Origin of the sequence: Aeromonas sp. 604176 (genome assembly GCF_049170755.1) — a bacterium.
GTDB lineage: Bacteria > Pseudomonadota > Gammaproteobacteria > Enterobacterales > Aeromonadaceae > Aeromonas > Aeromonas veronii_A.
Genome location: NZ_JAAKNE010000055.1, coordinates 1 through 26731, shown reverse-complemented (window position 1 = coordinate 26731; position 26731 = coordinate 1). Strand labels below are relative to the sequence as shown.

Here is a 26731-nt window from a genome sequence, read left to right as displayed (position 1 = left end):
GCAGTTGAGGCAGTTGAGGCAGTTGAGGCAGTTGAGGCAGTTGAGGCAGTTGAGGCAGTTGAGGCAGTTGAGGCAGTTGAGGCAGTATCAGAATGGATTAAAAGAAAAGCCGGGACAAGCCCGGCTTTTTCTTTATCACTCAGCAGCTGCTTCAGCAGCGGCCGGGCGGTCTACCAGCTCAATATAAGCCATAGGGGCGTTGTCGCCAGCACGGAAACCGCATTTCAGAATGCGAGTATAACCGCCGGCGCGCTCCAGGTAGCGCGGGCCCAGTTCATTGAACAGCTTAGCCACGATCGCGTTGTCGCGAGTGCGGGCAAATGCCAGACGACGATTAGCAACGCTATCAGTCTTGGCAAGGGTGATCAGCGGTTCAACTACACGACGCAGCTCTTTTGCCTTAGGCAGAGTCGTCTTGATGATCTCATGACGAACCAGGGAGCTGGCCATGTTGCGGAACATAGCCTGACGATGGCTGCTGTTCCGGTTCAGTTGACGACCACTCAAACGATGGCGCATGACCTTATCCTTCTAACTAAATCTGTGAAACCCGTAATCTGGATTACTCGTCAGCGATGCTGGCGGGCGGCCAGTTCTCAAGGCGCATGCCAAGAGACAGACCACGGGAGGCCAACACGTCCTTGATCTCAGTCAGGGACTTCTTACCGAGGTTAGGAGTCTTAAGCAACTCAACTTCGGTACGCTGTACCAGATCACCAATATAGTGGATAGCTTCTGCCTTCAGACAGTTCGCAGAACGAACTGTCAGCTCCAAATCATCGACAGGACGCAGCAGAATCGGATCAAACTCGGGTTTCTCTTCTTTCTTCTCGGGCACGCTGACATCGCGCAGATCCACGAAGGCTTCCAGTTGCTCAGCCAGAATAGTGGCAGAACGACGGATAGCTTCCTCAGGATCCAGGGTACCATTGGTCTCCATGTCGATGACCAGCTTGTCCAAGTCGGTACGCTGTTCCACACGTGCTGCCTCAACATTGTAGGCAATACGAACGATGGGGCTGAACGCGGAGTCCAGCAGCAGGCGACCGATAGGACGCTCTTCGTCATCGTTGTGAACACGAGCAGAAGCAGGCACATAACCACGACCGCGCTGAACTTTCAAGCGCATGCTGATTTCAGCATTGGCACCAGTCAGGTGGCAGATTACGTGCTCCGGGTTTACGATCTCGACTTCATCACCGTGAGTGATATCACCTGCGGTAACGGGGCCTGTTCCAGACTTGGTCAGGGACAGAGTTACCTCGTCCTTGCCTTCCAGCTTCACAGCGATACCTTTCAGGTTGAGCAGGATTTCAAGAATGTCTTCCTGTACACCTTCTTTGCTGCTGTACTCATGCAGTACCCCGTCAATTTCGACTTCAGTAACTGCACAACCGGGCATAGAAGACAGCAAAATACGACGCAGGGCGTTGCCCAGCGTGTGACCAAAGCCACGCTCGAGTGGCTCAAGAGTCACTTTCGCATGAGTCGGGCTAACTTGCTCGATGTCAACTAGCCGCGGTTTAAGAAAATCTGTTACAGAACCCAGCATTGTGTCCTCTCTTTAGAAGCTAGCTTTACTTGGAGTAAAGCTCGACGATCAGCTGTTCGTTAATGTCGGCAGACAGGTCGGAACGCTCTGGCAGGCGCTTGAAGGCACCTTCCATTTTAGCGGCATCAACCTCTACCCAAGTCGGCTTCTCGCGCTGACCAGCAACCTCAAGGGCAGCTTTGATACGCGCTTGCTTCTTAGCCTTCTCACGAACGCAGATCACGTCCTCAGGGGAAACCTGGAAAGAAGGAATGTTCACAACGCGGCCGTTTACCATGATGGCCTTGTGGCTCACCAGCTGACGAGATTCAGCGCGGGTAGCACCGAAGCCCATGCGGTATACGACGTTGTCCAGACGACCTTCCAGCAGCTGCAACAGGTTTTCACCGGTGTTACCCTTTTGACGGGCAGCGTCGCGGTAGTAGTTGCGGAACTGTTTTTCCAATACGCCGTAGATACGACGAACTTTTTGTTTCTCGCGCAGTTGCACACCGTAATCGGACAGACGGGGCTTGCGAGCGCCGTGCTGACCAGGAGCGGTGTCAATCTTGCACTTAGAATCAATCGCACGAACACCAGACTTCAGGAAGAGGTCTGTGCCCTCACGACGGCTAAGCTTAAGCTTAGGACCGATATATCTTGCCATCTTCTTTCTCCAACAATCCTAGACCAAGTAGCTACAGCGTTACACGCGGCGCTTCTTGGGAGGACGACAACCGTTGTGCGGGATCGGAGTCACATCAGTAATGTTAGTGATGCGGAAACCAGCCGCGTTCAGGGCGCGGATGGAAGACTCACGACCGGGACCCGGACCTTTGACCATGACTTCCAGGTTCTTGACGCCATATTCTTTGGCCATCTCACCAGCGCGCTCGGCAGCTACCTGAGCAGCGAACGGGGTGGACTTACGAGAACCACGGAAACCGGAACCACCAGAAGTAGCCCAAGACAGAGCATTGCCCTGACGGTCAGTAATGGTCACGATTGTGTTGTTGAAAGATGCATGAACGTGCGCAATACCGTCGCTCACTTGCTTTTTAACGCGCTTGCGAGCACGAGTCGGAGTTTTAGCCATTTTCTACCTTCCCGTTACTTCTTGATAGCCTTGCGCGGACCCTTACGGGTACGAGCGTTGGTCTTGGTACGTTGACCACGAACAGGCAGGCTACGACGGTGACGCAAACCACGGTAGCAACCCAGATCCATCAATCGCTTGATGTTCATGGAAATCTGACGACGCAGGTCACCTTCAACGGTGAATTTACCTACTTGTTCACGCAGACTCTCGATCTGAGCTTCGTCCAGGTCTTTAATTTTCACATTCTCAGCGATACCGGCTGCGGCACAAATGGCCTTGGAGCGGGTACGACCGACGCCATAAATCGCAGTCAAAGCAATGACTGCATGCTTATGGTCAGGAATGTTAATGCCAGCGATACGGGCCACTATTCACTCCTACATATAGTAGATTACGACCACCACAAAGCCCGTGAGCGGATACGTGGCGGTCAACCAATACACAACAAAAGTTGGCTGGCTATATTAGCCAGCACAACTATTTGTTGCAAGTACTAACCGTAAAAAATTAGCCTTGGCGCTGTTTATGCTTTGGCTCGCTGCAAATCACACGCACCACACCGTGACGCTTGATGATTTTGCAGTTACGGCAGATTGCCTTAACGGAAGCACGAACTTTCATTGCTTAACTCCGTAACTACGCCGACCTTTAGCGGCCGTAGCCCTTCAGGTTGGCCTTCCTCAGGACGTCACCATATTGATGAGACATCATATGGGTTTGTACCTGAGCCATGAAGTCCATGATAACCACCACAATAATCAGCAGCGAAGTGCCACCGAAGTAGAACTGTACGTTCCAGGCAGTCATCAGGAACTGGGGTACCAGACAGATAAAGGTTATATAGAGCGCACCTGCCAATGTCAGGCGAGTCATAACCTTATCGATATAACGTGCTGTCTGCTCGCCCGGGCGGATCCCCGGGATAAAGGCTCCACTCTTCTTCAGGTTATCTGCTGTCTCGCGGGGGTTGAACACCAGCGCGGTATAGAAGAAACAGAAAAAGATAATGGCTGCTGCATACAGCATCTCGTAAAGCGGCTGACCCGGCTGCAGGACCATAGAGACCTGTTGCAGGATATCAGCGACTTTACCCTCACCCTGACCAAACCAGGAGGTAATGGTCCCCGGGAAGAGGATGATGCTGGATGCGAAAATCGCAGGAATCACACCAGCCATATTCACTTTCAACGGCAGGTGTGTGCTTTGCGCGGCAAATACCTGGCGGCCTTGTTGACGCTTGGCATAGTTAACGACAATACGACGCTGACCACGCTCCACGAACACCACAAAGTAAGTCACTGCGAAAACAATCAAGCCCAGCAACAACAACAGCAGGATGTGCAATTCCCCTTGACGTGCCTGTTCGGCCGTAGCGCCAATGGCATGCGGCAGACCAGCAACGATACCTGTGAAAATAATCAACGAGATACCATTACCAATCCCACGCTCGGTAATCTGCTCACCCAACCACATCAAGAACATGGTACCGGTGACCAGACTCACAACCGCTGTGAAATAGAAGCCCAAACCCGGATGAGTCACGAGTCCTTGCATCATATTCGGCAGACCGGTTGCAATACCAATGGCCTGGAAAGTTCCCAAAACCAGCGTGCCCCAACGGGTATATTGGCTAATCTTGCGACGGCCGGATTCACCCTCTTTCTTGAGTTCAGCAAGAGCAGGATGAACCACTGTCAGCAGCTGGATAATGATCGACGCCGAAATGTACGGCATGATCCCCAACGCAAGAATAGAAGCACGCGATAGTGCACCACCACTGAACATGTTGAACATCTCAATGATGGTGCCCTTCTGTTGCTGGAACAACTCGGCCAGTACGGCGGCGTCAATACCAGGAATCGGCACATAAGAGCCTGCACGGAAAACGATAATCGCCCCGAGAACGAAGAGCAGACGGCTCTTCAGTTCACTCAGACCACCCTGTGCTTTAACATCCAATCCTGGTTTCTTAGCCATTGTACTGATTATTCCTCGATTTTACCGCCAGCGGCCTCGATGGCTGCACGTGCACCTTTGGTGACGGACAGACCACGAACGGTCACAGCACGGTCAATGTTGCCAGACAGAACAACTTTAGCGAACACGATGTTCTTGGTCAGAACGCCGGCTTGCTTCAGAGTGCTCACGTCGACTACATCACCTTCTACCAGGGCGATTTCGTTCAGGCGCACTTCGGCAGATACCAAAGATTTGCGAGAGAAGAAACCGAACTTCGGCAGACGGATTTTCAAAGGCATCTGGCCGCCTTCGAAACCGTTGCGGACTTTACCGCCACCGGAACGAGAGGTTTGACCTTTAACACCACGACCACCGGTCTTGCCCAGACCAGAACCGATACCACGGCCCGGACGGTGCTTAACGCGCTTGGAACCAGCGGCCGGAGACAGAGTATTCAGACGCATGCTTAGCCCTCCACCTTAACCATGTAATAAACCTGGTTGATCATACCGCGTACGCAAGGAGTATCTTCCAGCTCAACGGTGTGACCAATGCGACGCAGACCCAGACCACGCAGAGTCGCCTTGTGCTTTGGCAGACGGCCGATAGAGCTGCGAGTTTGAGTTACTTTTACAGTGTTAGCCATGTCGCATTACCCCAGAATTTCTTCAACGCGCAGACCACGCTTGGCAGCGATCTGTTCCGGTGACTGACCGTGAACCAGAGCGTCTACAGTTGCGCGAACAACGTTGATTGGGTTGGTGGAACCGTAGGTCTTAGCCAGCACGTTGTGGATACCAGCAACTTCCAGAACGGCACGCATGGCGCCGCCTGCGATGATACCAGTACCTTGAGAGGCCGGCTTCATGAACACGGTGGAACCGGAGTGAACACCTTTCACCGGGTGGTGCAGGGTGCCGTTGTTCAGTTCAACCTTGTTCAGGTTACGCTTGGCCTGTTCCATTGCTTTTTGAATAGCAGCCGGAACTTCACGGGCTTTACCGTAACCGTAACCTACACGGCCGTTACCATCACCCACCACGGTCAACGCGGTGAAGGACATGATACGACCACCTTTAACAGTTTTCGAAACACGGTTTACTGCAATGAGCTTTTCTTGCAGTTCGCCGGCTTGAGATTCGACTTTAGCCATCTTCGACTCCTAGCTTAGAACTGAAGACCAGCGTCACGTGCGGCAGCTGCCAGGGCAGCGATGCGACCGTGATACTTGAAACCGGAACGATCGAAAGATACGTTCTGAACGCCTTTGGCAATAGCACGCTCAGCGATAGCTTTACCTACAGCGGTAGCCGCATCTGCGTTACCGGTGTATTTCAGAGCTTCACTGATGGCTTTCTCTACTGTGGAAGCAGAGGCCAGAACTTCGGAACCGTTGGCTGCAATAACCTGCGCATAGATATGACGCGGGGTACGGTGAACAACCAGACGGGTAGCTCCCAGTTCCTGCATCTTTTTCCGAGCACGAGTAGCACGACGGAGACGAGCTGCTTTCTTGTCCATAGTGTTACCTTACTTCTTCTTAGCTTCTTTAGTACGCACTTGCTCGTTGGCATAGCGTACACCCTTGCCCTTGTAGGGCTCCGGAGCGCGGTAAGCACGGATATCGGCGGCGACTTGGCCAACCAGCTGCTTGTCGACACCACGCAGAACGATTTCTGTGGCAGTCGGGCACTCAGCGGTCACACCAGCCGGCAGCGCATGCTCTACCGGGTGAGAGAAGCCCAGAGCCAGCGCAACAGCATTGCCCTTGATGGAGGCTTTATAACCTACACCAACCAGCTGCAGCTTGCGCTCGAAGCCTTGGGTAACACCGATTACCATGTTGTTGACCAATGCACGGGCAGTACCGGCCTGAGCGTCAGCACCAGCGATGCTGCCGCGCGGGGCGAACTTCAGTACATTGTCTTCTTTGGTCACTTCTACACCGGCGTGAATAGAGCGAACCAGAGAACCTTTACCACCTTTGATGGTCAGTTCCTGGCCGTTCAGAGTCACCTCTACGCCAGCAGGAATAGTGACGGGTGCCTTAGCAACACGAGACATTTCCTACCTCCTATTAAGCGACGTAGCAGATGATCTCACCGCCCATGCTTGCTTTGCGAGCAGCACGGTCAGTCATCACACCTTTAGACGTGGACACGATAGCAACACCGAGACCGCCCATAACTTTCGGCAGATCAGTAGTGCGCTTGTAAATACGCAGGCCTGGACGGCTTACGCGTTGGATCAGTTCTACAACTGGCTTGCCCTGGAAATATTTCAGTTCAATTTCCAGTTCCGGCTTCACGTCACCAGCTACGGAGTAGCCAGCGATGTAACCTTCTTCTTTCAGCACTTTGGCGATAGCCACTTTCAGCTTGGAAGAAGGCATGGAAACCGCAACTTTGCTCGCCGCCTGACCGTTACGGATGCGGGTCAGCATATCCGCGATCGGATCTTGCATGCTCATAAGTCTAACTCCCGAGATTCGTTACCAAGAAGCCTTCTTCAGGCCCGGAATTTCGCCCTTCATGGCATGCTCACGCACCTTGATGCGAGACAGGCCAAACTTGCGCAGGAAACCGTGCGGACGACCAGTAATATTGCAACGGTTACGCTGGCGGGACGGACTGGAATCACGGGGCAGCTGTTGCAGTTGCAGTACAGCATCCCAACGCGCTTCTTCAGAAGCGTTCATGTCAACGATGATAGCTTTCAGCTCGGCACGCTTGGTCGCGTACTTGGCTACCAGCTTGGCACGCTTTGCTTCGCGCGCTTTCATGGATGTTTTAGCCATAACCCTAACCTTACTTGCGGAATGGGAAGTTAAAGGCAGCCAGCAGAGCACGGCCTTCTTCATCGGTATTCGCGGAAGTGGTGATGGTGATATCCAGACCACGGACGCGATCGACTTTGTCATAGTCGATTTCCGGGAAGATGATCTGCTCACGCACGCCCATGGAGTAGTTACCACGACCGTCGAACGCTTTAGCGTTCAGGCCACGGAAGTCACGGATACGCGGTACGGAGATGCAGATCAGCCGTTCCAGGAACTCCCACATACGCTCGCCACGCAGGGTTACTTTACAACCTATCGGGTAGCCTTCACGAATCTTGAAGCCCGCAACAGATTTGCGAGCTTTGGTGATCAGCGGCTTCTGACCGGAAATGGCAGCCATATCGGCAGCAGCATTTTCCAGCAATTTCTTGTCAGAGATCGCTTCACCAACACCCATGTTCAGGGTGATTTTCTCGATCCGAGGGACTTGCATGATAGTCTTGTAACCGAACTGCTTGGACAGTTCATTTACTACATCGGATTTGTAGTAATCATGCAGTTTCGCCATCGTTAAACTCCAATTACTTCACAAGTTCGCCGGTGGATTTGAAGAAACGGACTTTTTTGCCGTCTTCAATCCGGAAACCAACGCGGTCAGCTTTGCCAGTGGCAGAGTTGAACAGCGCTACGTTTGATACATCGATGGGGGCTTCTTTGGTGACGATACCGCCAGCCTGACCCAGTGCGGGTACCGGCTTCTGGTGTTTCTTCACCTGGTTGATGCCTTCCACGATTACCTTACCTTTTGCAATCAGGACTTGAGTGACTTTGCCACGCTTGCCCTTGTCTTTGCCGGTAAGAACAATCACTTCGTCTTCGCGACGGATTTTAGCTGCCATCGTTCGACTCCTTACAGTACTTCGGGTGCCAGGGACACAATCTTCATGAACTTCTCATTACGCAGTTCACGGGTCACCGGGCCAAAAATACGAGTACCGATTGGCTGTTGGTTGTTGTTAAGCAACACAGCCGCATTGTTGTCGAAACGGATGACAGAGCCGTCCGGACGACGAACGCCTTTACGGGTGCGTACGACCACCGCGTTATACACATCACCTTTCTTCACTTTACCGCGAGGAATGGCTTCCTTGATGGAAACCTTGATGATGTCGCCGATGCCGGCGTAACGGCGGTGCGAGCCACCCAGAACCTTAATACACATTACACTGCGAGCGCCGGAGTTGTCGGCAACACCCAGCATACTTTGCATCTGGATCATCTTAGTGCTCCGCTTTGTTTACTTCTTATCCCTAATGGGATCTGGCTGCCTTCAAAAGGCGCGAAACTATAACACAGGATTTTCAGAAAAGGTAGCCTAAAAAACAAACGGCCCCTGAAAGGGGCCGCTTGGACTACAAAGTACCGATTAGGCCTTTTCTACAACGGCAACCAGGGTCCAGGACTTGGTCTTGGACAGCGGGCGGCATTCGCGGATTTCCACGAGGTCGCCAGCTTTGCACTCGTTGTTTTCGTCATGTACGTGCAGCTTGGTAGTGCGCTTGATGATCTTACCGTAGATCGGGTGCTTTACCTTGCGCTCGATAGCAACAGTGATGGACTTGTCCATCTTGTCGCTTATTACACGACCTTGCAGAGTACGGATCTTGTCAGTCATTACGCACCTGCCTTCTCAGTCAGTACAGTCTTGATACGTGCGACGTCACGACGCACTTGTTTCAGAGTGTGAGTCTGAGCCAGCTGGCCGGTGGACGCTTGCATGCGCATGTTGAATTGCTCACGCAGCAGGCCCAGCAGCTCCTGGTTCAGTTCTTCGACGCTCTTTTGACGCAGATCTTGGGCTTTCATCACATCACCGTCTTAATTACGAAAGTGGTCTGAACAGACAGCTTAGCTGCGGCCAGGGCAAACGCTTCACGCGCCAGAGCCTCAGGTACACCGTCCATCTCGTACAGAACCTTGCCAGGCTGGATCGGGCAAACCCAGTATTCCACGTTACCCTTACCTTTACCCATACGAACTTCGAGGGGCTTTTCGGTGATGGGCTTGTCCGGGAACACACGGATCCAGATCTTACCTTGACGCTTAACGTGACGGGTCATGGCACGACGGGCTGCTTCGATTTGACGAGCAGTCAGTTGACCACGGGATGTCGCCTTCAGGCCAAAGGTACCGAAGGATACTTCGTTACCAGAGGTGGCCAGACCGCGGTTACGACCCTTGTGGGTCTTGCGGAATTTAGTACGCTTAGGTTGCAACATTTACCGAATCTCCTTACTTAGCAGCGCGGCGCTTGTTGTCACGCTTGGGCTTTGCAGGAGCTTGCTCTTGAGCAGCGGCAGCGTTAACAGCAGCCAGACCGCCCAGAACTTCGCCCTTGAAGATCCAAACTTTAACGCCGATCACACCGTAAGTGGTGTGGGCTTCAGAAGTTGCGTAGTCGATGTCGGCACGCAGGGTGTGCAACGGCACACGACCTTCACGGTACCATTCGGTACGCGCGATTTCAGCGCCGCCCAGACGACCGGAAACTTCCACTTTGATGCCCTTGGCACCCAGGCGCATTGCGTTCTGTACGGCGCGCTTCATAGCACGACGGAACATTACACGACGCTCCAGCTGGGAAGTGATGCTGTCGGCAACGAGTTTGCCATCCAGCTCCGGCTTGCGGACTTCGGAAATGTTGATCTGAGCAGGCACGCCAGCAATAGTGGCTACAGCTTTGCGCAGCTTCTCAACGTCTTCGCCTTTCTTACCGATTACAACACCCGGACGAGCGGTGTGAATGGTCACACGGATGCTCTTGGCCGGACGCTCAATGGTGATCTTGGACAAGGACGCGTTTTTCAGTTCCTTGGTCAGGAACTGGCGTACTTGAAAATCGCTGTACAGGTTGTCAGCGAAGTCTTTGGTGTTCGCGAACCAGGTAGAATTCCAAGGCTTGGTAATACCCAGGCGAATGCCATTAGGATGTACTTTCTGACCCATTGCTTATCTCCCAGCCTTAGCGTCGGATACCACTACAGTGATGTGAGCGGTACGCTTGAGGATACGATCCGCACGACCTTTGGCACGCGGACGGATGCGCTTCATGGAGGGACCTTCGTCGACCATGATAGTAGCAACACGCAGCGCGTCGATATCGGCGCCTTCGTTGTGCTCAGCGTTTGCAATGGCAGATTCCAGCACTTTCTTAACCAGCACTGCAGCCTTTTTCGGGCTGAAGGTCAGGATATTCAGAGCCTTGTCTACGGACAGACCACGTACTTGATCGGCTACCAGACGAGCTTTCTGGGCAGAAGTACGGGCATAACGGTGTTTAGCGATAGCTTCCATCATTTATCCCTTAGCGCTTCTTAGCCTTCTTATCAGCAGCATGGCCGCGATAAGTACGAGTCGGTGCGAATTCACCCAGTTTGTGACCGATCATTTCTTCGGTAACGAAAACCGGAACGTGCTGACGACCATTATGGACAGCGATGGTCAAACCGATCATGTTCGGGATGATCATTGAACGACGGGACCAGGTTTTAACCGGCTTTTTATCCCCGCTTTCCACCGCTTTCTCTACCTTCTTCAGCAAGTGCAGGTCAATAAATGGACCCTTCTTGAGAGAACGTGGCATGGTGATTCCTCTATGTTAACAATTACTTGTTACGACGACGTACGATGTACTTGTCGGTACGCTTGTTCTTACGGGTCTTGAAGCCTTTAGCCTTCTGGCCCCATGGGGACACAGGCTGCATGCCCTTGTTACGACCCTCACCACCACCGTGCGGGTGGTCAACCGGGTTCATCGCCATACCGCGAACGGTCGGACGAATACCACGCCAGCGGTTTGCACCGGCTTTACCCAGTTGACGCAACATGTGCTCGGAGTTACCGACTTCACCGATGGTAGCGCGGCACTCGGCCAGAACTTTACGTACTTCGCCGGAACGCAGACGCAGAGTTACATAGTTACCTTCACGAGCCAGGATCTGGATGAAAGTACCAGCGGAACGAGCCAGCTGTGCACCTTTACCAGGCTTCATCTCTACAGCGTGAACGGTAGAACCAACCGGGATGTTGCGCATCGGCAGGGCGTTACCTACCTTGATGGCTGCATCAGCACCAGAAGCGATCGCGTCACCAGCTTTCAGGCCTTTCGGAGCCAGGATGTAACGACGCTCACCGTCTGCATACAACACCAGAGCGATGTTAGCGGTACGGTTCGGATCGTATTCCAGGCGCTCTACTTTAGCCGGGATACCGTCTTTGTCGCGCTTGAAGTCGACGATACGGTAGTGCTGCTTGTGACCACCACCGATATGACGGGTAGTGATACGGCCGTTGTTGTTACGACCACCGGACTTGCTTTTGCTGTCCAGCAGAGCGGCGAAGGGCTTGCCCTTGTACAGCTCTTGATTGACGATCTTGACGACGTGGCGGCGGCCCGGAGAAGTAGGCTTGCACTTAACGATTGCCATTTTTGAGAACTCCTCTTACTCGGCTGCGCCCATGAAGTCGATGTCCTGACCAGCTTTCAGGGTCACATAAGCCTTTTTCCAATCGGAACGACGGCCTACGCGTGCACCTGCGCGCTTGGTCTTACCCTTCATGTTCAGGGTACGGACGGTCTCAACTTCGACCTCGAACAGTTTCGCAACTGCAGCTTTGACTTCCGCCTTGGTAGCATCAACAGCAACTTTGAACACGATAGTGTTCTGCTTTTCTGCAACCATGGTGCTCTTTTCAGAGATGTGCGGAGCCTTCAGAACTTTCAGCAGACGCTCTTCACGGATCATGCCAGCATCTCCTCGATTTGCTTAACTGCGTCAGCAGTCATCAGAACCTTGTCGAAAGCGATCAGGCTGACCGGGTCGATACCGGCAACGTCACGCACGTCAACTTTGTACAGGTTGCGAGCAGCCAGGAACAGGTTCTCATCGACTTCAGCAGTCACGATCAGAACGTCAGTCAGTTCCATTTCTTTCAGCTTGGCGATCAGTTCTTTGGTCTTCGGAGCTTCGATGCCGAACTTCTCAACAACGATCAGGCGCTCTTGACGTACCAGCTCGGACAGAATGCTACGGATAGCGCCGCGGTACATCTTCTTGTTTACTTTCTGGCTGTGATCTTGCGGCTTAGCAGCAAAAGTCACACCACCGGAACGCCAGATGGGCGAACGGATGGAGCCAGCACGGGCACGACCAGTACCCTTCTGACGCCACGGCTTTTTGCCGCCACCAGACACTTCAGAGCGAGTCAGCTGCGCACGAGTACCCTGACGGGCACCAGCGGCATATGCAACGACGACCTGGTGAACCAGAGCTTCGTTGAATTCGCGCCCGAAGGTAGTCTCGGAAACTTCAAGAGCGCTCTTGGCGTCTTTCATTACCAATTCCATTACTATCTCCTCAGACGTTACGCTTTGACGGCAGGTTTGACGATCACGTTGCCGTTGGTTGCACCCGGTACTGCACCTTTGATGAGCAGCAGGTTGCGTTCAGCGTCAACACGAACCAGTTCCAGGTTCTGAGTCGTTACACGCTCAGCACCCATGTGACCAGCCATCTTTTTGCCCTTGAATACACGACCCGGAGTCTGGTTCTGACCGATAGAACCCGGAACGCGGTGAGACAAGGAGTTACCGTGGGTCATATCCTGGGTGCGGAAGTTGTGGCGCTTAACAGTACCAGCAAAGCCCTTACCTTTGGATGTGCCGGTAACGTCTACCAGCTTAACGTCAGCGAGAAGATCTACTTTCAGCTCGCTACCAACAGTGAAAGTTTCACCGTTGTTCAGGCGGAATTCCCACAGACCGCGACCGGCTTCTACACCAGCTTTGGCGAAGTGGCCAGCTTCCGGCTTGGTCACACGGCTGGCTTTTTTGGCGCCAGTGGTAACCTGAATAGCGTTGTAGCCGTCGGTTTCTACAGATTTGACCTGAGTTACACGGTTAGCTTCAACTTCGATAACAGTCACCGGGATAGAAACGCCATCTTCAGTGAAGATGCGAGTCATACCCACTTTGCGACCTACAAGACCGATTGTCATTGTTATCAACCTCTTTCCGTAATTAACCCAGGCTGATCTGGACGTCTACACCAGCTGCCAGATCCAGACGCATCAGGGCGTCTACGGTCTTGTCAGTCGGCTCAACGATGTCTACCAGACGCTTGTGAGTGCGGATCTCGTACTGATCACGCGCATCTTTGTTGACGTGCGGGGAGATCAGGACGGTGAAGCGCTCTTTGCGAGTCGGCAGCGGAATAGGACCGCGAACCTGCGCGCCAGTGCGCTTAGCAGTTTCAACGATTTCCGCAGTGGATTGATCAATCAGGCGATGATCAAAAGCCTTCAGGCGGATACGGATTCTTTGGTTCTGCATTGACAGAGCTCCAATAGATAAAAGAACATAAATCAACACCGCCCGACCGAGATTTCTCCCGCCAGAGGTGTGATTTTTCACGTTTCCCCCCATATCGGGAGGACTGTATGGCTGGCTCCTGTAAACAGGAAACTCAGCAGCAGACATATCGTCTGGCTTACCTCATGGGTAAGCGGAGGGGATTATACGGATTTTTCAAATTTGCGCAAGGGCGAGCGAACAGATTATGCGCAGTTTTATGTGACAGATGGATCTCGCCTGCGGCAACGCACTCTGCTGCCAACACCCAAGTAACGACAATGTTACAAGCAGACTGGTAGACTGTGTGCTTGCCTCTGTCAGTGGAACAACATCCCATGCTCAAAGATCAAAAGAAAGCCTATCAGTATGGCCTTTGCGCCGTTGCCCTCTGGTCGACGGTCGCCACAGCCTTCAAAATCTCCCTCGCCTATTTCGAACCTGTGCAACTGTTGCTTGTGGCCGCCTTCACCTCGACTCTCACGCTGACAGCCGTCGTCGCCAAACAGGGCAAATTGCCGCTGCTGAGGAGCTACATCAAGGCCCGCCCTTTCTACTACCTGACTCTGGGCGTGCTGAATCCCTTTCTCTATTACCTGTTGCTGTTCAAAGCCTATGATCTGCTGCCTGCCCAGCAGGCACAGACCCTCAACTACACCTGGGCCATTACCCTCAGTCTGCTGGCCGTCCCCTTCCTCGGCCAGAAGCTGCGTCGGCGTGATGGCGTCGCTATCGTGCTGGGGTATTTTGGCGCGCTGGTGATCGCCACCAGAGGGGATGTATTCGGCCTCCAGTTCGACAGCCCCCTCGGCGTGACGCTGGCGCTGGTCTCGACCCTCATCTGGGCCAGCTACTGGATCCTCAACACCCGCAATCAGGGCGATCCCATTGTCAGCCTGTTGCTCGGCTTTATGATCAGCCTGCCTTTTATCGTCGTGGCGACCTGGTTGCTCTCCGATTTTGCCATGACCGCCTGGCAGGGATGGGCTGGTGCCATCTATGTGGGACTGTTCGAAATGGGCTTCGGTTTCGTGCTCTGGCTGATGGCGCTGCGCCATGCCACCAACACGGCCCCCATCAGCAACCTCATCTTTATCTCGCCGTTTGCCTCACTGGTGCTGCTCAACCTGTTGATCGGCGAAACCATCCATCCGGCCACCCCCATCGGGTTGGCGCTCATCGTTGCCGCCCTGCTGATCCAGCAGCTCAAGTACGGTAAACGCTATCGTGCATCAGTCGAAACCAAGAGCTGACCATGCAGAAGGGCGTATCCACGGATACGCCCTTCTCTCAATCCATCCACTCCTGTGGCTGATGTTTCGGCAGCCGTATCTCGACCAGCAGGCCGCCGAGATCCGAGCTTCCCAGCCGGATAGTGCCGTGGTGCTGGGCGACTATCTTGGCCACGATGGCCAACCCCAAGCCACTGCCGCCAACAGTTCGCGCCACATTCCCCTGAGTAAACGGCTTGAGCACCCGGGAGTAGTCCTGCTCCGGAATACCGGGGCCATCATCGGATAGGCGCAGGCGCACCCAGTGCCCGTCGTCCTTCAACTCGGCATACAAGCGGCTCGCCCCATAACGCTGCGAGTTGCTTGATAGGTTGTTCAACACCCGCCGGATACTAACCGGATTGCAGGCCACCCGCACCGCCTCTTGCGGCAGCGCCAGATCAACCTCCAGCCCCTGCTCCGAGTAGATCAGCAAGGTATCGTGCACCAGCTGGGTCAGGTCGATCGGCTCCAAATCCTGCCCCTCGTCCGGGCGGATGTAGTCGATGAACTGATCGATGATGGCATTGGACTCATCGATATCGGCATTGATGCTCTCCTTGAGGTACTCGTCACCGGAGGACATCATCTCGGTCGCCAGCCGGATGCGGGTCAGCGGGGTACGCAGATCGTGGGAAACCCCCGCCATCATCAGGTTACGCTCTTCGATCAGGCTCTTGATGGAGTGCGACATATGGTTGAAGGTGCGGGTCAGTCGCCTTACTTCCCGTGAACCCAGCTCCCCCAGCGCCTCGGGGAAATGGCCTCTGGCCACCGCAACAGCGCCAGCTTCGAGATCCTCGAGCGGGCGCACCAGCTGCCGGGCAAAGCGCCAGGCCGCAAACAGAGTGATCACCAGCAGCACGCTCAGATAGATGATGAGCGGTTCGATATCGTCATCTTCAATCTCGGTCAGCGGGATCCGCACCCAGATTTTGCTGGCCTGCGGCGGCTGGATCCAGATGATGTAGTGATCCTGGATCTCGACCCGCACCTTGGCCGGGCCACCCAGCTCGCGACTGATGTTTTCCTCCAGATAGGGGTATGGCTTGGCATCGTTGAAGCCATGTTGCACCGCCTCGCTCTGGGTATAGATGTCGGTACCGGTTGTCACATAGACCAGCGCCTCGGCATCTTCGCTCAGCGCCAGTTGTTCAGTGTTGACCGGAAAGATCAGCTTGACCTGATTGGCCAGCAAGTGACTGATCTGCTTGACGGTTGGCGCCAGCAGATAGTTGTAGAAGGTGACGTAGGAGACCGCTTGATAGACCACCAGGACGGCGGCCAGAAACCAGAGCATGCGGGAAAACATGCTGCCGACCTTTTTCATGCACCGTCACCATCTGGCACGAACACATACCCCAGACCCCACACGGTCTGCAGGTAGCGGGGCTGGGCCGGATCCTGTTCCAGCAGGCGGCGCAGGCGAGAGACCTGCACGTCGATGCTGCGCTCGGTGGCGGTGTATTCACGACCACGGGCCAGATTCATCAGCTTGTCGCGGGAGAGCGGCTCGCGCGGATGGCTGACCAGCACCTTGAGCACCGCAAATTCACCGCTGGTGAGCGCCATCGGCTCGCCATCCCGACTCAGCTCGCGGGTCGCGAGATTGAGTTGAAAAGCTCCGAAGTTGACCACCTTTTCTGCAGCAGAGGGAGCCCCCGGCAGCTCGACGGTATGGCGGCGCAGCACGGCACGGATCCGCGCCAGCAGTTCGCGGGGGTTAAACGGCTTGGGCAGATAGTCATCAGCCCCCATCTCGAGCCCGACGATGCGATCCACTTCATCCCCCTTGGCGGTGAGCATCAGCACCGGGATCTGGTTGCCCGCTTCCCGCAGACGACGGCAGATGGAGAGCCCATCCTCCCCCGGCAACATCAGGTCGAGCACCATCAGGCTGAAATTTTCACGAGTCAGCAAGCGATCGGCCTGCTCGCCATTGGCCACGCCGCGCACTACGAATCCCTGCTCGGTGAGATAGCGCTCCAACAGGGAACGTAATTTCAGGTCATCGTCCACGACCAGGACCTTGTATTGCTGCTGACTCATTGCTTTGCCTCTTCATTCTTTAGCTGCCCACCATACTAGGGGGGGATATCGCGGGAGAAAAGCATAAATATGTTACCGGTTATTACCCATGATCAGAGCGTGACGGCCGTCAAGCCCTCCTCCAGACCAGTACCGCTGAATGTCTCCCGCCAAGCTGGCGCAATTTCTCTCGACAGAAGGAGGACAAAAGCTAATATTCCCGAGCAGTTAGCGATGATTACCCCTCTTTGACCAGGTCCGCATCACCATGAAGACAAAGCTGATCACCCGCGAAGGCTACAACAAGCTGAAAGAAGAGCTCGATTTCCTCTGGCGTCAGGAGCGCCCCGAGGTCACCAGGAAGGTGGCATGGGCCGCCAGCCTGGGGGATCGCAGCGAAAATGCCGACTACCAGTACAACAAGAAGCGACTGCGGGAGATCGATCGGCGGGTGCGTTACCTGCGCAAATGTCTCGAAGAGCTGGGGATCGTCGACTATGCCCCCGCGCAGGAGGGCAAAGTCTTCTTCGGTGCCTGGGTCGAGGTGGAAAACGAAGAGGGCGAGACCAAGCGCTTTCGCATCGTCGGCTATGACGAGATCTTCGAGCGCAAGGATTACATCTCCATCGACTCCCCCATGGCCCGCGCCCTGCTCAAGAAAGAGGTCGGTGATGAAGCCATCGTCCGTACGCCAGTTGGTGACGTCTGCTGGTATATCAACGAGATCAGCTACCCCAAATAGCCGGACTACTGGTGAGCTGCTTGCCACAGGCACATCCTGAGTCACAGGTGCAATGGCAAGATATGCGCTCTCCCCTGCGACTTATCAGTCTGACGGGTGCAGACCCCGGCGCAGGGTGGCATCCCGCAACACGACCCCATATAGTGCTCACACTTGGCGCCTGATGGCGCGGACTCGACCACAGAGGCCCTCAACAACATCATGATGCAAACCATAGAGAGACAGATTGCCGGTGAGCTCAATGCTCGCCCGGAGCAGGTGCAGGCCGCAGTGCGCCTGCTGGATGAAGGCTCGACCGTGCCCTTTATCGCCCGTTACCGTAAAGAGGTGACCGGCGGTCTGGACGATAGCCAGTTGCGCACCCTAGAGAGCCGCCTCGGCTATCTGCGTGAACTGGAAGATCGCCGTCAGGTGATCATTCGCTCCATCGAAGAGCAGGGCAAGCTGACCCCCGAGCTGATGCGCGAATTGAATGGTGCCGACAGCAAGACCCGGCTGGAAGATCTCTACCTCCCCTACAAGCCCAAACGCCGCACCAAGGGGCAGATGGCGATCGAAGCCGGGTTGGAGCCGCTGGCCAACCTGCTGCTCAGCGACCCGATGCAGGATCCCGAGCAAGCTGCAGCCACCTTCCTCAATCCCGAACAGGGCATTGCCGACAGCAAGGCTGCCCTCGACGGCGCCCGCTATATTCTGATGGAGCGCTTCGCCGAGCAGGCCGACCTGCTGGAGAAGCTGCGCGACTACCTGTGGCAAAATGCCACCCTGCGCGCCCGCGTGGTGGCAGGCAAGGAGCAGGAAGGGGCCAAGTTCAAGGACTATTTCGAACACGACGAACCCCTGCACAAGGCCCCCTCCCACCGGGTGCTGGCCATGCTGCGCGGCCGCAATGAGGGGATCCTCAATCTGGCGCTGGTCACCGGTGACGACGAGAGTGCCAGCCCCTGCGAAGGGATCATTGCCCACCACCTCAAGCTCAATCTGCAGAACCGCCCGGCCGACAAATGGCTGCAGGGGGTAGTGAGCTGGACCTGGAAGATCAAGTTGTCGCTTCAAATGGAGACCGAGCTGATCGGTCGCATCCGCGAGTCGGCAGAGGAGGAGGCGATCAAGGTGTTCGCCATGAACCTCAAGGATCTGCTGATGGCGGCCCCAGCGGGCATGCGCTGCACCATGGGGCTGGATCCGGGCATCCGCACCGGGGTCAAGGTTGCCGTGGTGGATGCCACCGGCAAACTGGTCGATCACGCCACCATCTATCCGTTCGAACCAAAACGCCAGATTGATCAGAGCCTCAAGACCCTGAGCGAGCTGTGCCAGAAACACAAGGTCGAGCTCATCAGCATCGGCAACGGTACCGCTTCGCGGGAGACCGACCGGCTGGTCAGCGACCTGTTCGAGCGCTACCCCGCCGCCAAGGCGCAGAAGATAGTGGTGAGCGAAGCGGGGGCCTCTGTCTACTCCGCCTCCGAGCTTGCCTCTCAGGAGTTCCCGGATCTCGACGTCTCGATCCGTGGCGCCGTCTCCATCGCCCGCCGCCTGCAAGACCCGCTGGCCGAGCTGGTCAAGATCGATCCCAAGAGTATCGGGGTGGGCCAGTATCAGCACGACGTCGGCCAGAGCCAGCTGGCCCGCCGGCTGGATGCCGTGGTCGAGGATTGCGTGAACGCGGTCGGTGTGGATGTGAATACCGCCTCGGTCGCCCTGCTCAACCGGGTTTCCGGCCTCTCCCAGACGCTGGCCCAGAACATCGTCGCCTACCGGGATGAGCACGGCGCATTCAAGAGCCGTCAGCAATTGCTGAAAGTGAGCCGACTCGGCCCAAAAGCCTTCGAACAGTGCGCCGGCTTCCTGCGCATTCGCGGCGGCAGCAATCCCCTCGACAGCTCGGCTGTACACCCCGAGTCCTATCCGGTCGTGGAGCGGATCCTCGCCAAGCTGGAGCAGACCGTGGAGAGCCTGCTCGGCAACAGCAGCCTGCTGCGCAGCCTGAAACCGGCCGATTACACCGATGAGCAATTCGGCGTGCCCACCATCACCGACATCATCGGCGAGCTGGACAAGCCGGGCCGCGACCCGCGCCCCGAGTTCAAAACAGCGACCTTCAAGGAAGGGGTGGAGCAGATCAGCGACCTGGTGCCCGAGATGGTGCTGGAAGGGGTGGTCACCAACGTCACCAACTTCGGCGCCTTCGTCGATATCGGTGTTCATCAGGACGGGCTGGTGCACATCTCCTCCCTGACCGACCGTTTCGTCAAGGATCCCCGTGAGGTGGTCAAGGCCGGCGACATTGTGCGGGTCAAGGTGCTGGAGGTGGACGCCCCGCGCAAGCGGATCAGCCTGACCATGCGCCTCGACGAAAAGGCAGGGCAGCCCGCCCGCAAGCCGGCTGAAGCGCGCAACAGCTGTGCTGGCAACACCAAACCAAGAAATGAGCCGCGCCAAAGCCCCCCTATGGGTGGTGCCATGGGCAACGCCTTCGCGGCAGCGCTCTCCAAAGCGAAAAAGTAGCGAAACCTTCCAGAAGTCCTCTGAATGCAAAAAGCCCCACAAGGGGCTTTTTTACACGCGAAGCTCAGGATTACTGCGCCAGGGCAGCAAGAATGCTCTCGGGCTCTCCATGCTGGGCCAGCACCTCCCGCAGTCGGTTGAATGCCTTGCAGGCCTCTTGCGGATACTTGCCGTAAGAGACGACGCCGGTGTGGCTCCAGCCAGCCGCCAGCATCACTTTCTTCTTGAAATGGGTTCCTTCAGTTCCCCCTCCTCCGAGCTGCATCAGAAACTGCTCCATCTGCAGGTGGGGGGGCGGTACACGGGAGAAGGTGGTGAAATCTTCCGCTTTGACTTCATCGAAATGCATGACAGCTCCTGTGAAATTGGAATGGGCCTGATCTTCAGGTTAGTTGCAAAACAGGCAAAGCAGCTGAAAGTTTGGCGAGGGTGATTCAGATATGCAGACTGAGGGACTGGGTAGAGGCTGGGCTGACAGCCTGTTGATAGTGGCTCGCGATGACGCTGTTGCGCTTGTCCATATAGGCACTCAGCACACCGCCCGATTTCGCGCTCTGCTCGGCCATCAGCTCTTTGCGCGCCTTGGCTTCACTCGCGGCGGCGCTGCGTGCAACGGCCAAATCCTGCGCGGAAGGCTCGGCAGGCGCCAGCGCTGCAGAGCGGATCTGCTGCATCTTGGAGATGGTAGCCGCAGGGTCACCGGGTACGACACTGGTATCGATCTGGACTTCGCCACCCGTAGCATAACGCTTGCCATCCGGCCCTTGCGTAAACTGATAGGTGGGCGAGCTGGCGTACTCTCCACCCGCAGACTGGTGAGCCTGCTCGTGAGTACGCACCTCCTTGTCACGCTCGACAAGATCCTGAACCTGCTGCTCTTGCCGCTGTTGCTGCTCCTGCTGTTTGGGATCTTGCTGCTTGCGCTGCCCATCCTCACCGGTGGCCTCAACAAAGCGATTGTCTGGCAGTGTCGTCGGCGCTAATTGTCCGGTTTCACGGCTGTTCTGGGAGGTCTGATTGCTGGAGGCCTGAGCGGCTTTGGATTTCTCTTTCTGGGAGCCGACTTCGGATTCGGCAACGGAGGCTTGGCCCGCTCGGGCCTGCGGGATCAGTTCTGCCCGGCGATTATCCGTCCTCGCTGCTTCCACCTGGGGTTGCAGCTGTGTCGGGATAAGGGGAGGCAGACTGACATTGATGTTCATCTCACACCCGGATGTCGATCAGGGTTCCCATCATCTCGCTGGCGGTCTGCACTACCTTGGCGGAAGCGCCAGCCTGCTGCTCGGCCACCTTGAGATTGACAAGCTCATCGGTCACTTGCACCTGATCCCCGCTGGGGGTGTTGAGGCGGGCGATCTGATTGGATGCCTTGTCGGCAATCTGCTCGGCTCGCTGAAATCCCTGTACCCCGCTGTTGAAAGCAGAATCAATACGCATGGTGTTACTCCTCTGGTCACAGCTTAATTATCCGCCAGACCAGAGGATTAATGAAGCTTGCCGGCTGTTTTTTAGCCAACAAAATCTCGAACGATTTCAATGAATTCGTCAGGGTGGGAGATAAAAGGTGCGTGTGAGGCCTTATTGAGGGTCACGCTACGGCTGGCAGGGTAGAGATCATCCAGCAGGGGAATGGCCGCTTTGGGCACCAATGAATCCAGTCGGCCATAGATCCGCAACCAGGGCAGATCCAGCTCCCGCAGCGGTTCGCGCAGGTCAATGTCGGCCAACAGCGTCAGCCCGGCCTCAAGTGCGGCAAACTGGGGCGCCGGGCGCTCGGCCAGCCAGTGGCGCAACTGACGGATATCGTCCCGGGCATGTTCGCTGCCCATTGCCTGGATCGCCAGAAAGCGCTCTATGGTCTGGCGAAAATCCCCCGCCAACATCTGGTTGAAGCCGGTCAGTACCTTGGGGGCAATTCCGGGCCACTCGTCCCGCGCCATAAAGCAGGGAGAGCTGGCTACCGTGATCAGGGAGTGCAACCGATCGGGATGAGTCAGCGCCAACTGGCTTGCCACCAGACCGCCGAGCGACCAGCCAAGCAGATGACACTTCTGCGGCAAGATGGCGGCCACCTGCTCGGCAAGCCAGGGCAGGCTGTAATCCACCTCGTCTGCCAGCAGGCTGTTGCCAAAACCGGGCAAATCTACCAGATGAACCCGATAGTGGGGCGCCAACAGTTGGGCAATGCCATGCCAGACCGCACCGTTCATCCCCCAACCGTGCAACAGCACCAGATCGGGCCCCTGGCCAAACTGCTCTACCGATATGCTCATCTAGACTCAAGATCCCTGTTCATGCTCTTGGGGTCAGCATGTTAAAGCGACTGCTCGCTAAAGCAAGCCCGCTGCTCGGCAGCCACGGTGACTGGCAAGGGAGTTGCCTCCTCTGTCATCAACCTTGCGACAACGAGCCCCTGCTCTGCAGCTGGTGTCGGCAGGCGCTGCACCAGTCACAGCCGAGATGCCGCCTCTGCGCCGCACCGCTGGCTGACTATATAGAAGAGAGCATACCGGTCTGCGGCCGCTGCCAGCGCAGACCTCCCCCTTGGGAGCGGTTGCAGGTGATCGGCGACTACCAGGCTCCCTACCCCATGCTGATCCCCCGGCTCAAATATTCCGGCCAGATCCTGCTGGCGCCGCTACTGGCACGCCTCTTGGCCGATCATCTGGATGGCCGCGAGCCGCCGGAGGCGATCATTCCGGTTCCCCTGCACTGGTGGCGGCAGTGGCGGCGCGGGTTCAATCAGGCGGAGGAGATCGCCAGTCACCTGAGCCAGCTAACCGGAATTCCTTGCGATAACCGGCTGCTACGCAGGATCAGAGCGACTCCACAGCAGACCAAGCTCAGCGCAGGGCAGAGACGGCGCAATCTGCGCGGCGCATTTCACATTGCGCCACACCACTATCGCCATATCGCTCTGCTCGATGACGTCGTGACCACAGGCGCCACCGCCGGCCAGCTCACCCGCCTGCTTCATGAGAGCGGAGTCACAAAGGTGGAGGTCTGGGCCATCTGCCGCACCCAGAGGCATCTCAAGTAGCCATCGGCATGCTACCCAAGCCTTGCTAACCGCGTTATCATGAATACCCTAGTCGTACACTCAGGTTTATGAGGATAGTGATGATCAGCATTTCCGACGCCGCCCAGGCCCATTTCCGTAAACTGCTGGAAAAACAGCCTGATGGCACCAATATCCGGGTGTTTGTGGTCAATCCGGGAACCCAGAATGCCGAGTGTGGCGTATCGTATTGCCCACCCGATGCCGTGGACCCGGAAGATCAACACCTGCCCTTCAGCGGCTTCGACTGCATGGTCGATCCCCTGAGCGCCCCCTTCCTGGTGGATGCCACCATCGACTTCGTGACCGATCAGATGGGCTCCCAGCTCACCCTGAAAGCACCGAACGCCAAGATGCGTAAAGTGGCCGATGACGCGCCGCTGATCGAGCGTATCGAGTACGTGTTGATGTCCGAAGTAAACCCCATGCTGGCCGGTCACGGTGGCAAGGTCACCCTGGTCGAGCTGACTGAAGACAAACTGGCCATCCTGCAGTTTGGCGGTGGTTGCAACGGTTGCTCCATGGTCGATTACACCCTTAAAGAGGGGATCGAGAAGCAGCTGCTGGAGAAGTTCCCGGGTGAGCTCAACGGCGTGAAAGACGCCACCGAGCACCAGCGCGGCGACCACTCCTACTACTGATTTGCAGCCCTTGCAGCAAAGAAAAGGCCCCGCCATCTGGCAGGGCCTTTTGCATGGGCAATCGGCAGATTACTCGTCCTTCTTGTCTCGCGACAGCAGGGCGATGGCCGCCTCTTTCGGGTTCTTACCCTCGTAGAGCACCTTGAAGATCTGCTCGCAGATGGGCATCTCGACGCCGCAGCGGGCCGCCAGCAGATGCACCTCTTTGGTGTTGCGATACCCCTCCACCACCTGACCGATCTCGGTCATGGCTGTGTTCACATCCTTGCCAGCCCCGAGGGCCAGCCCGAAGCGACGGTTGCGCGACTGGTTGTCGGTACAGGTGAGCACCAGATCCCCGAGCCCCGCCATCCCCATAAAGGTTTTGGCATCGGCACCCAGCGCCGCCCCCAGACGCTGCATCTCCACCAGACCCCGGGTGATGAGCGCGGTTCTGGCATTGGCGCCAAACCCGAGCCCGTCGGAGAGACCGGCACCGATGGCGATGACGTTCTTCACCGCCCCACCCAGCTGCAGACCGACGAAATCCGGATTGGTATAGACCCGGAATGAGCGGCCACAGTGCAGCAGGTGGGAGAGATCGTCGGCAAACTCGTCGTGAGTCGAGGCGACCGAGATGGCGGTCGGCAGACCGGCAGCCAGCTCCTTGGCGAAGGTGGGGCCGGAGATCACCGCCAGCGGTATCTCGTCACCCAGCACTTCACGGGCCACGTCCTGCAGCAGACGGCCACTGTCCGGCTCCAGACCCTTGGTGGCCCAGGCGATACGGGTATCGGGACGCAGGAAGGGTTTGATCCGGGTCAGCACATCGCCAAATACATGGCTTGGCACGACCAGCAGCAGCACGGGAGCCGCTTGTACCGCACGTTGCAGATCCGCAGTTAGCTGCAAATCAACAGGAAAAGGGACATCAGGCAAAAATGCCTTGTTGCAGCGGTCTTGCTCCAGCTCGGCGACATGAGCAGGGTCGTGACCCCACAGCAGGGTCGGATGACCGTTGCGCGCCAGAGAAATGGCAAGGGCGGAGCCATAAGACCCCGCCCCCAAGACCGAGATAGCGATCTGGTCAGCCATTATCAGGCTTCCGCAGTCGCCTGCTGGGCCTGTGCTTGCGCCATGTGCTGGGCAAACAGGGCATCGAAGTTGACCGGTGCCAGGTTCAGCTGCGGGAAGGACCCCTTGCTCACCATGTTGGCCACGGCTTCGCGGGCATACGGGAACAGGATGTTCGGGCAGAAGGCAGCCAGGCAGTGAGCCAGTTGCGGCTCCGGCAGGTTACCGATGGTGAAGATACCAGCTTGCTGTACTTCGCACAGGAAGGCGGTTTCGGTTTCCAGTTTGCAAGTTACGGTCAGGGTCAGGACAACCTCGTAGACGTTCTCAGCCAGGATGTTGGTCTTGGTATCCATATCCAGCTTGACGTCCGGTTGCCACTCTTTCTGGAAGATGTGCGGGGTGTTCGGCGCTTCGAAAGAGACATCCTTGGTGTAAACACGCTGGATGTGGAATTCCGGTTGTACTTCCTGGTTGTTGATCTCGTCAGCCATTTCGTTTGATTCCTTGTTATATGGATAAGTGGGCTCAGGCCCTGCTTAAATCAGCGTTTCTTGGTTACCGGCAGATTTTCTGCACGCCATTGGGCCATGCCACCGCCGAGCACGTAAACCTGCTTGAAGCCAGCTTTGCTCAGCTGACGGCCCGCGCCGCCCGCAGTCATTCCCGACTCGCACACCACTATGATGGGGGCATCTTTATGCTTTTCAACCGGGCCCAGATTATTGCTCTGGATCTGGGTCAGCGGCAGGTGCTGGGCACCGGCCAGATGGCCCTTGGCGTACTCTTCCTGACTGCGAATATCCACCACGGTGGCATTCTCGCGGTTGATCAGCAGGGTCGCGGTGTGATTGTTGACGGTTTTTACCGGGGACAAACGGGCACGCACAGTGGTGTAAACCAGGGTGCCAGCCAGACCCAACCAGGCTGCGGTCAGCAGCGGGTTACGGGCCGCAAAATCCAAATACTCTTGCATCTTCTACTATCCAGGGACCAAGACAAGGGCCCGAGTATACATGGGGGTATTGATAAGATCAGCCATCTTGGCGGCAAAGCGCGAGCAGGCTCCCATCATCATTGGGCTGCGAGCATGGCAGGAAGAGCGTGACTTGCGGGGCCACGGGAGCGCCCCTTGGCTATCAGGTGACTATTTCGGCAGATGTAGTAATATTACGCTAGTTTCATTTCCCGCATTTTTTCCAATCCGAGAGGACATAGTCTTATGTCAACAGCTAAGAAACCTTTGGTTCTGGTCATCATGGACGGTTGGGGCTACAGCACCAAGCAAGAGCACAACGCCGTCGCTGCCGCCAAGACTCCCAACCTCGATCGTCTGGCCCGTGACTACACCAGCACCCTGATCTCCGGCTCCGGTCTGGACGTCGGTCTGCCGGATGGCCAGATGGGCAACTCCGAAGTAGGCCACGTCAACATCGGTGCCGGTCGCATCGTCTATCAGGAGCTGACCCGCATCTCCAAAGACATCCAGGACGGCGAATTCTTCCAGAACGTCGAGCTGGCCAAGGCTGTTGACGCTGCCGTGACCAACGGCAAAGCCGTTCACATCATGGGCCTGATGTCCCCGGGTGGCGTACACAGCCACGAAGAGCACATCATGGGCATGATCGAAATGGCTGCCAAGCGTGGCGC

42 protein-coding genes and 1 pseudogene are annotated in these 26731 nt (G+C 56.3%); 6 read left to right on the top strand and 37 right to left on the bottom strand.

What is annotated here, in order from left to right; all coding sequences use genetic code 11:
• Window positions 1–135 precede the first annotated feature (135 nt).
• From rplQ to rpsJ, 28 genes are all read right to left on the bottom strand, one after another.
• The gene (gene rplQ, locus G5358_RS11625) at window positions 136–519 is read right to left on the bottom strand and encodes a 50S ribosomal protein L17 (RefSeq protein WP_005307999.1); all 384 of its coding nucleotides are present in this window, start codon (window positions 517–519) and stop codon (window positions 136–138) included.
• A gap of 43 nt (window positions 520–562) precedes the next feature.
• Entirely contained in the window at window positions 563–1552 is a 990-nt protein-coding gene (locus G5358_RS11620) for a DNA-directed RNA polymerase subunit alpha (RefSeq protein ID WP_005307997.1), read from the bottom strand.
• Window positions 1553–1577: 25 nt separating this feature from the next.
• Window positions 1578–2198 (bottom strand): 30S ribosomal protein S4, encoded by a 621-nt coding sequence (rpsD, locus tag G5358_RS11615; protein WP_005342696.1) that lies wholly within the window; start codon window positions 2196–2198, stop codon window positions 1578–1580.
• A gap of 39 nt (window positions 2199–2237) precedes the next feature.
• Entirely contained in the window at window positions 2238–2627 is a 390-nt protein-coding gene (gene rpsK, locus G5358_RS11610) for a 30S ribosomal protein S11 (protein WP_005307993.1), read from the bottom strand.
• 14 nt (window positions 2628–2641) lie between these two features.
• Window positions 2642–2998, bottom strand: coding sequence for a 30S ribosomal protein S13 (gene rpsM, locus G5358_RS11605; protein WP_005307991.1), 357 nt, complete (start codon window positions 2996–2998; stop codon window positions 2642–2644).
• A gap of 139 nt (window positions 2999–3137) precedes the next feature.
• Window positions 3138–3251 (bottom strand): 50S ribosomal protein L36, encoded by a 114-nt coding sequence (gene rpmJ / locus G5358_RS11600; RefSeq protein ID WP_005319705.1) that lies wholly within the window; start codon window positions 3249–3251, stop codon window positions 3138–3140.
• 27 nt (window positions 3252–3278) lie between these two features.
• Window positions 3279–4607 (bottom strand): preprotein translocase subunit SecY, encoded by a 1329-nt coding sequence (gene secY, locus G5358_RS11595; RefSeq protein WP_005307989.1) that lies wholly within the window; start codon window positions 4605–4607, stop codon window positions 3279–3281.
• A gap of 8 nt (window positions 4608–4615) precedes the next feature.
• On the bottom strand, window positions 4616–5053 hold the full coding sequence (gene rplO / locus G5358_RS11590) for a 50S ribosomal protein L15 (protein ID WP_005342691.1): 438 nt from the start codon (window positions 5051–5053) through the stop codon (window positions 4616–4618).
• 2 nt (window positions 5054–5055) lie between these two features.
• Window positions 5056–5235, bottom strand: coding sequence for a 50S ribosomal protein L30 (gene rpmD, locus G5358_RS11585; protein ID WP_005307985.1), 180 nt, complete (start codon window positions 5233–5235; stop codon window positions 5056–5058).
• A 6-nt stretch (window positions 5236–5241) separates the two neighbouring features.
• Window positions 5242–5742 carry a 30S ribosomal protein S5 gene (rpsE, locus tag G5358_RS11580; RefSeq protein WP_005342686.1) on the bottom strand — a complete coding sequence of 167 codons (501 nt, stop codon included), beginning with the start codon at window positions 5740–5742 and terminating at the stop codon, window positions 5242–5244.
• A gap of 14 nt (window positions 5743–5756) precedes the next feature.
• A complete protein-coding gene (gene rplR / locus G5358_RS11575; RefSeq protein ID WP_005340606.1) occupies window positions 5757–6110 on the bottom strand; it encodes a 50S ribosomal protein L18 in 354 nt (117 codons plus the stop codon).
• A 9-nt stretch (window positions 6111–6119) separates the two neighbouring features.
• Window positions 6120–6653 (bottom strand): 50S ribosomal protein L6, encoded by a 534-nt coding sequence (gene rplF, locus G5358_RS11570; RefSeq protein ID WP_005340607.1) that lies wholly within the window; start codon window positions 6651–6653, stop codon window positions 6120–6122.
• Window positions 6654–6666: 13 nt separating this feature from the next.
• On the bottom strand, window positions 6667–7059 hold the full coding sequence (rpsH, locus tag G5358_RS11565; RefSeq protein ID WP_005307980.1) for a 30S ribosomal protein S8: 393 nt from the start codon (window positions 7057–7059) through the stop codon (window positions 6667–6669).
• Window positions 7060–7080: 21 nt separating this feature from the next.
• A complete protein-coding gene (rpsN, locus tag G5358_RS11560) occupies window positions 7081–7386 on the bottom strand; it encodes a 30S ribosomal protein S14 (protein WP_005340609.1) in 306 nt (101 codons plus the stop codon).
• 10 nt (window positions 7387–7396) lie between these two features.
• Window positions 7397–7936, bottom strand: coding sequence for a 50S ribosomal protein L5 (gene rplE / locus G5358_RS11555; RefSeq protein WP_005331162.1), 540 nt, complete (start codon window positions 7934–7936; stop codon window positions 7397–7399).
• A gap of 13 nt (window positions 7937–7949) precedes the next feature.
• Window positions 7950–8267 (bottom strand): 50S ribosomal protein L24, encoded by a 318-nt coding sequence (rplX, locus tag G5358_RS11550; protein ID WP_005307977.1) that lies wholly within the window; start codon window positions 8265–8267, stop codon window positions 7950–7952.
• A gap of 11 nt (window positions 8268–8278) precedes the next feature.
• Window positions 8279–8647 (bottom strand): 50S ribosomal protein L14, encoded by a 369-nt coding sequence (rplN, locus tag G5358_RS11545; RefSeq protein ID WP_005307975.1) that lies wholly within the window; start codon window positions 8645–8647, stop codon window positions 8279–8281.
• Between the two features lie 147 nt (window positions 8648–8794).
• Window positions 8795–9043 carry a 30S ribosomal protein S17 gene (gene rpsQ, locus G5358_RS11540; protein ID WP_005307966.1) on the bottom strand — a complete coding sequence of 83 codons (249 nt, stop codon included), beginning with the start codon at window positions 9041–9043 and terminating at the stop codon, window positions 8795–8797.
• Window positions 9043–9234, bottom strand: a complete 192-nt coding sequence (gene rpmC / locus G5358_RS11535; RefSeq protein WP_005307965.1) for a 50S ribosomal protein L29 — start codon at window positions 9232–9234, stop codon at window positions 9043–9045. Before rpmC ends, rpsQ begins: the two co-directional genes overlap by 1 nt.
• Complete coding sequence (gene rplP, locus G5358_RS11530) at window positions 9234–9647, bottom strand: 50S ribosomal protein L16 (RefSeq protein WP_005340612.1); 414 nt, start codon at window positions 9645–9647, stop codon at window positions 9234–9236. Before rplP ends, rpmC begins: the two co-directional genes overlap by 1 nt.
• A 13-nt stretch (window positions 9648–9660) precedes the next feature.
• Window positions 9661–10374, bottom strand: coding sequence for a 30S ribosomal protein S3 (gene rpsC / locus G5358_RS11525; protein WP_005307962.1), 714 nt, complete (start codon window positions 10372–10374; stop codon window positions 9661–9663).
• 3 nt (window positions 10375–10377) lie between these two features.
• On the bottom strand, window positions 10378–10722 hold the full coding sequence (gene rplV, locus G5358_RS11520; RefSeq protein ID WP_005319741.1) for a 50S ribosomal protein L22: 345 nt from the start codon (window positions 10720–10722) through the stop codon (window positions 10378–10380).
• Between the two features lie 10 nt (window positions 10723–10732).
• Window positions 10733–11011, bottom strand: a complete 279-nt coding sequence (rpsS, locus tag G5358_RS11515) for a 30S ribosomal protein S19 (RefSeq protein ID WP_005307960.1) — start codon at window positions 11009–11011, stop codon at window positions 10733–10735.
• Window positions 11012–11033: 22 nt separating this feature from the next.
• A complete protein-coding gene (gene rplB / locus G5358_RS11510; protein ID WP_005340614.1) occupies window positions 11034–11855 on the bottom strand; it encodes a 50S ribosomal protein L2 in 822 nt (273 codons plus the stop codon).
• Window positions 11856–11870: 15 nt separating this feature from the next.
• Entirely contained in the window at window positions 11871–12173 is a 303-nt protein-coding gene (rplW, locus tag G5358_RS11505; RefSeq protein WP_005307955.1) for a 50S ribosomal protein L23, read from the bottom strand.
• Window positions 12170–12775, bottom strand: coding sequence for a 50S ribosomal protein L4 (gene rplD, locus G5358_RS11500; protein WP_005340616.1), 606 nt, complete (start codon window positions 12773–12775; stop codon window positions 12170–12172). The genes rplW and rplD overlap by 4 nt, the downstream gene beginning before the upstream one ends.
• 17 nt (window positions 12776–12792) lie before the next feature.
• Window positions 12793–13425 (bottom strand): 50S ribosomal protein L3, encoded by a 633-nt coding sequence (gene rplC, locus G5358_RS11495; RefSeq protein ID WP_005340620.1) that lies wholly within the window; start codon window positions 13423–13425, stop codon window positions 12793–12795.
• Between the two features lie 22 nt (window positions 13426–13447).
• Window positions 13448–13759: a 30S ribosomal protein S10 gene (gene rpsJ, locus G5358_RS11490; RefSeq protein ID WP_005307944.1), complete on the bottom strand. Its 312-nt coding sequence runs from the start codon at window positions 13757–13759 to the stop codon at window positions 13448–13450.
• Between the two features lie 356 nt (window positions 13760–14115).
• Between rpsJ and G5358_RS11485 the strand changes: the two genes are divergently transcribed.
• Window positions 14116–15030: a DMT family transporter gene (locus tag G5358_RS11485; protein WP_100644842.1), complete on the top strand. Its 915-nt coding sequence runs from the start codon at window positions 14116–14118 to the stop codon at window positions 15028–15030.
• A 37-nt stretch (window positions 15031–15067) separates the two neighbouring features.
• Here the strand turns inward: G5358_RS11485 and envZ are convergent, their stop codons facing one another.
• Entirely contained in the window at window positions 15068–16378 is a 1311-nt protein-coding gene (gene envZ, locus G5358_RS11480) for a two-component system sensor histidine kinase EnvZ (protein WP_201906141.1), read from the bottom strand.
• Window positions 16375–17097 carry a two-component system response regulator OmpR gene (gene ompR / locus G5358_RS11475; RefSeq protein ID WP_005340625.1) on the bottom strand — a complete coding sequence of 241 codons (723 nt, stop codon included), beginning with the start codon at window positions 17095–17097 and terminating at the stop codon, window positions 16375–16377. Before ompR ends, envZ begins: the two co-directional genes overlap by 4 nt.
• Window positions 17098–17344: 247 nt before the next feature.
• Between ompR and greB the strand changes: the two genes are divergently transcribed.
• A complete protein-coding gene (greB, locus tag G5358_RS11470; RefSeq protein WP_005355349.1) occupies window positions 17345–17818 on the top strand; it encodes a transcription elongation factor GreB in 474 nt (157 codons plus the stop codon).
• A gap of 201 nt (window positions 17819–18019) precedes the next feature.
• Window positions 18020–20329, top strand: coding sequence for a Tex family protein (locus G5358_RS11465; RefSeq protein WP_374885142.1), 2310 nt, complete (start codon window positions 18020–18022; stop codon window positions 20327–20329).
• Window positions 20330–20399: 70 nt separating this feature from the next.
• Here G5358_RS11465 and G5358_RS11460 read toward each other — a convergent pair whose 3' ends face one another.
• From G5358_RS11460 to bioH, 4 genes are all read right to left on the bottom strand, one after another.
• The gene (locus G5358_RS11460; protein ID WP_042059175.1) at window positions 20400–20678 is read right to left on the bottom strand and encodes a hypothetical protein; all 279 of its coding nucleotides are present in this window, start codon (window positions 20676–20678) and stop codon (window positions 20400–20402) included.
• A gap of 85 nt (window positions 20679–20763) precedes the next feature.
• Window positions 20764–21531 (bottom strand): putative metalloprotease CJM1_0395 family protein, encoded by a 768-nt coding sequence (locus G5358_RS11455; protein WP_227341578.1) that lies wholly within the window; start codon window positions 21529–21531, stop codon window positions 20764–20766.
• 1 nt (window position 21532) lies between these two features.
• Entirely contained in the window at window positions 21533–21766 is a 234-nt protein-coding gene (locus G5358_RS11450; protein ID WP_005342675.1) for a flagellar basal body rod C-terminal domain-containing protein, read from the bottom strand.
• A 71-nt stretch (window positions 21767–21837) separates the two neighbouring features.
• Window positions 21838–22602 carry a pimeloyl-ACP methyl ester esterase BioH gene (gene bioH, locus G5358_RS11445; RefSeq protein WP_128815117.1) on the bottom strand — a complete coding sequence of 255 codons (765 nt, stop codon included), beginning with the start codon at window positions 22600–22602 and terminating at the stop codon, window positions 21838–21840.
• Window positions 22603–22640: 38 nt separating this feature from the next.
• On the opposite strand from bioH, the gene G5358_RS11440 reads away from it, so the two are divergent.
• The gene (locus G5358_RS11440; protein WP_421276607.1) at window positions 22641–23369 is read left to right on the top strand and encodes a ComF family protein; all 729 of its coding nucleotides are present in this window, start codon (window positions 22641–22643) and stop codon (window positions 23367–23369) included.
• Window positions 23370–23449: 80 nt separating this feature from the next.
• Window positions 23450–24028, top strand: coding sequence for a Fe-S biogenesis protein NfuA (gene nfuA / locus G5358_RS11435; RefSeq protein WP_005340636.1), 579 nt, complete (start codon window positions 23450–23452; stop codon window positions 24026–24028).
• A gap of 69 nt (window positions 24029–24097) precedes the next feature.
• Here nfuA and gpsA read toward each other — a convergent pair whose 3' ends face one another.
• From gpsA to G5358_RS11420, 3 genes are read right to left on the bottom strand one after another with little or no spacing between them, the layout of a single operon-like run.
• Window positions 24098–25102 (bottom strand): NAD(P)H-dependent glycerol-3-phosphate dehydrogenase, encoded by a 1005-nt coding sequence (gpsA, locus tag G5358_RS11430; RefSeq protein WP_058058785.1) that lies wholly within the window; start codon window positions 25100–25102, stop codon window positions 24098–24100.
• A 2-nt stretch (window positions 25103–25104) separates the two neighbouring features.
• Window positions 25105–25575 (bottom strand): protein-export chaperone SecB, encoded by a 471-nt coding sequence (secB, locus tag G5358_RS11425; protein ID WP_005340639.1) that lies wholly within the window; start codon window positions 25573–25575, stop codon window positions 25105–25107.
• 50 nt (window positions 25576–25625) lie between these two features.
• A complete protein-coding gene (locus G5358_RS11420) occupies window positions 25626–26057 on the bottom strand; it encodes a rhodanese-like domain-containing protein (RefSeq protein ID WP_005340640.1) in 432 nt (143 codons plus the stop codon).
• Window positions 26058–26303: 246 nt separating this feature from the next.
• Here G5358_RS11420 and G5358_RS11415 point away from each other — a divergent pair.
• Window positions 26304–26731: pseudogene (locus tag G5358_RS11415) on the top strand (2,3-bisphosphoglycerate-independent phosphoglycerate mutase); the annotation flags it as partial.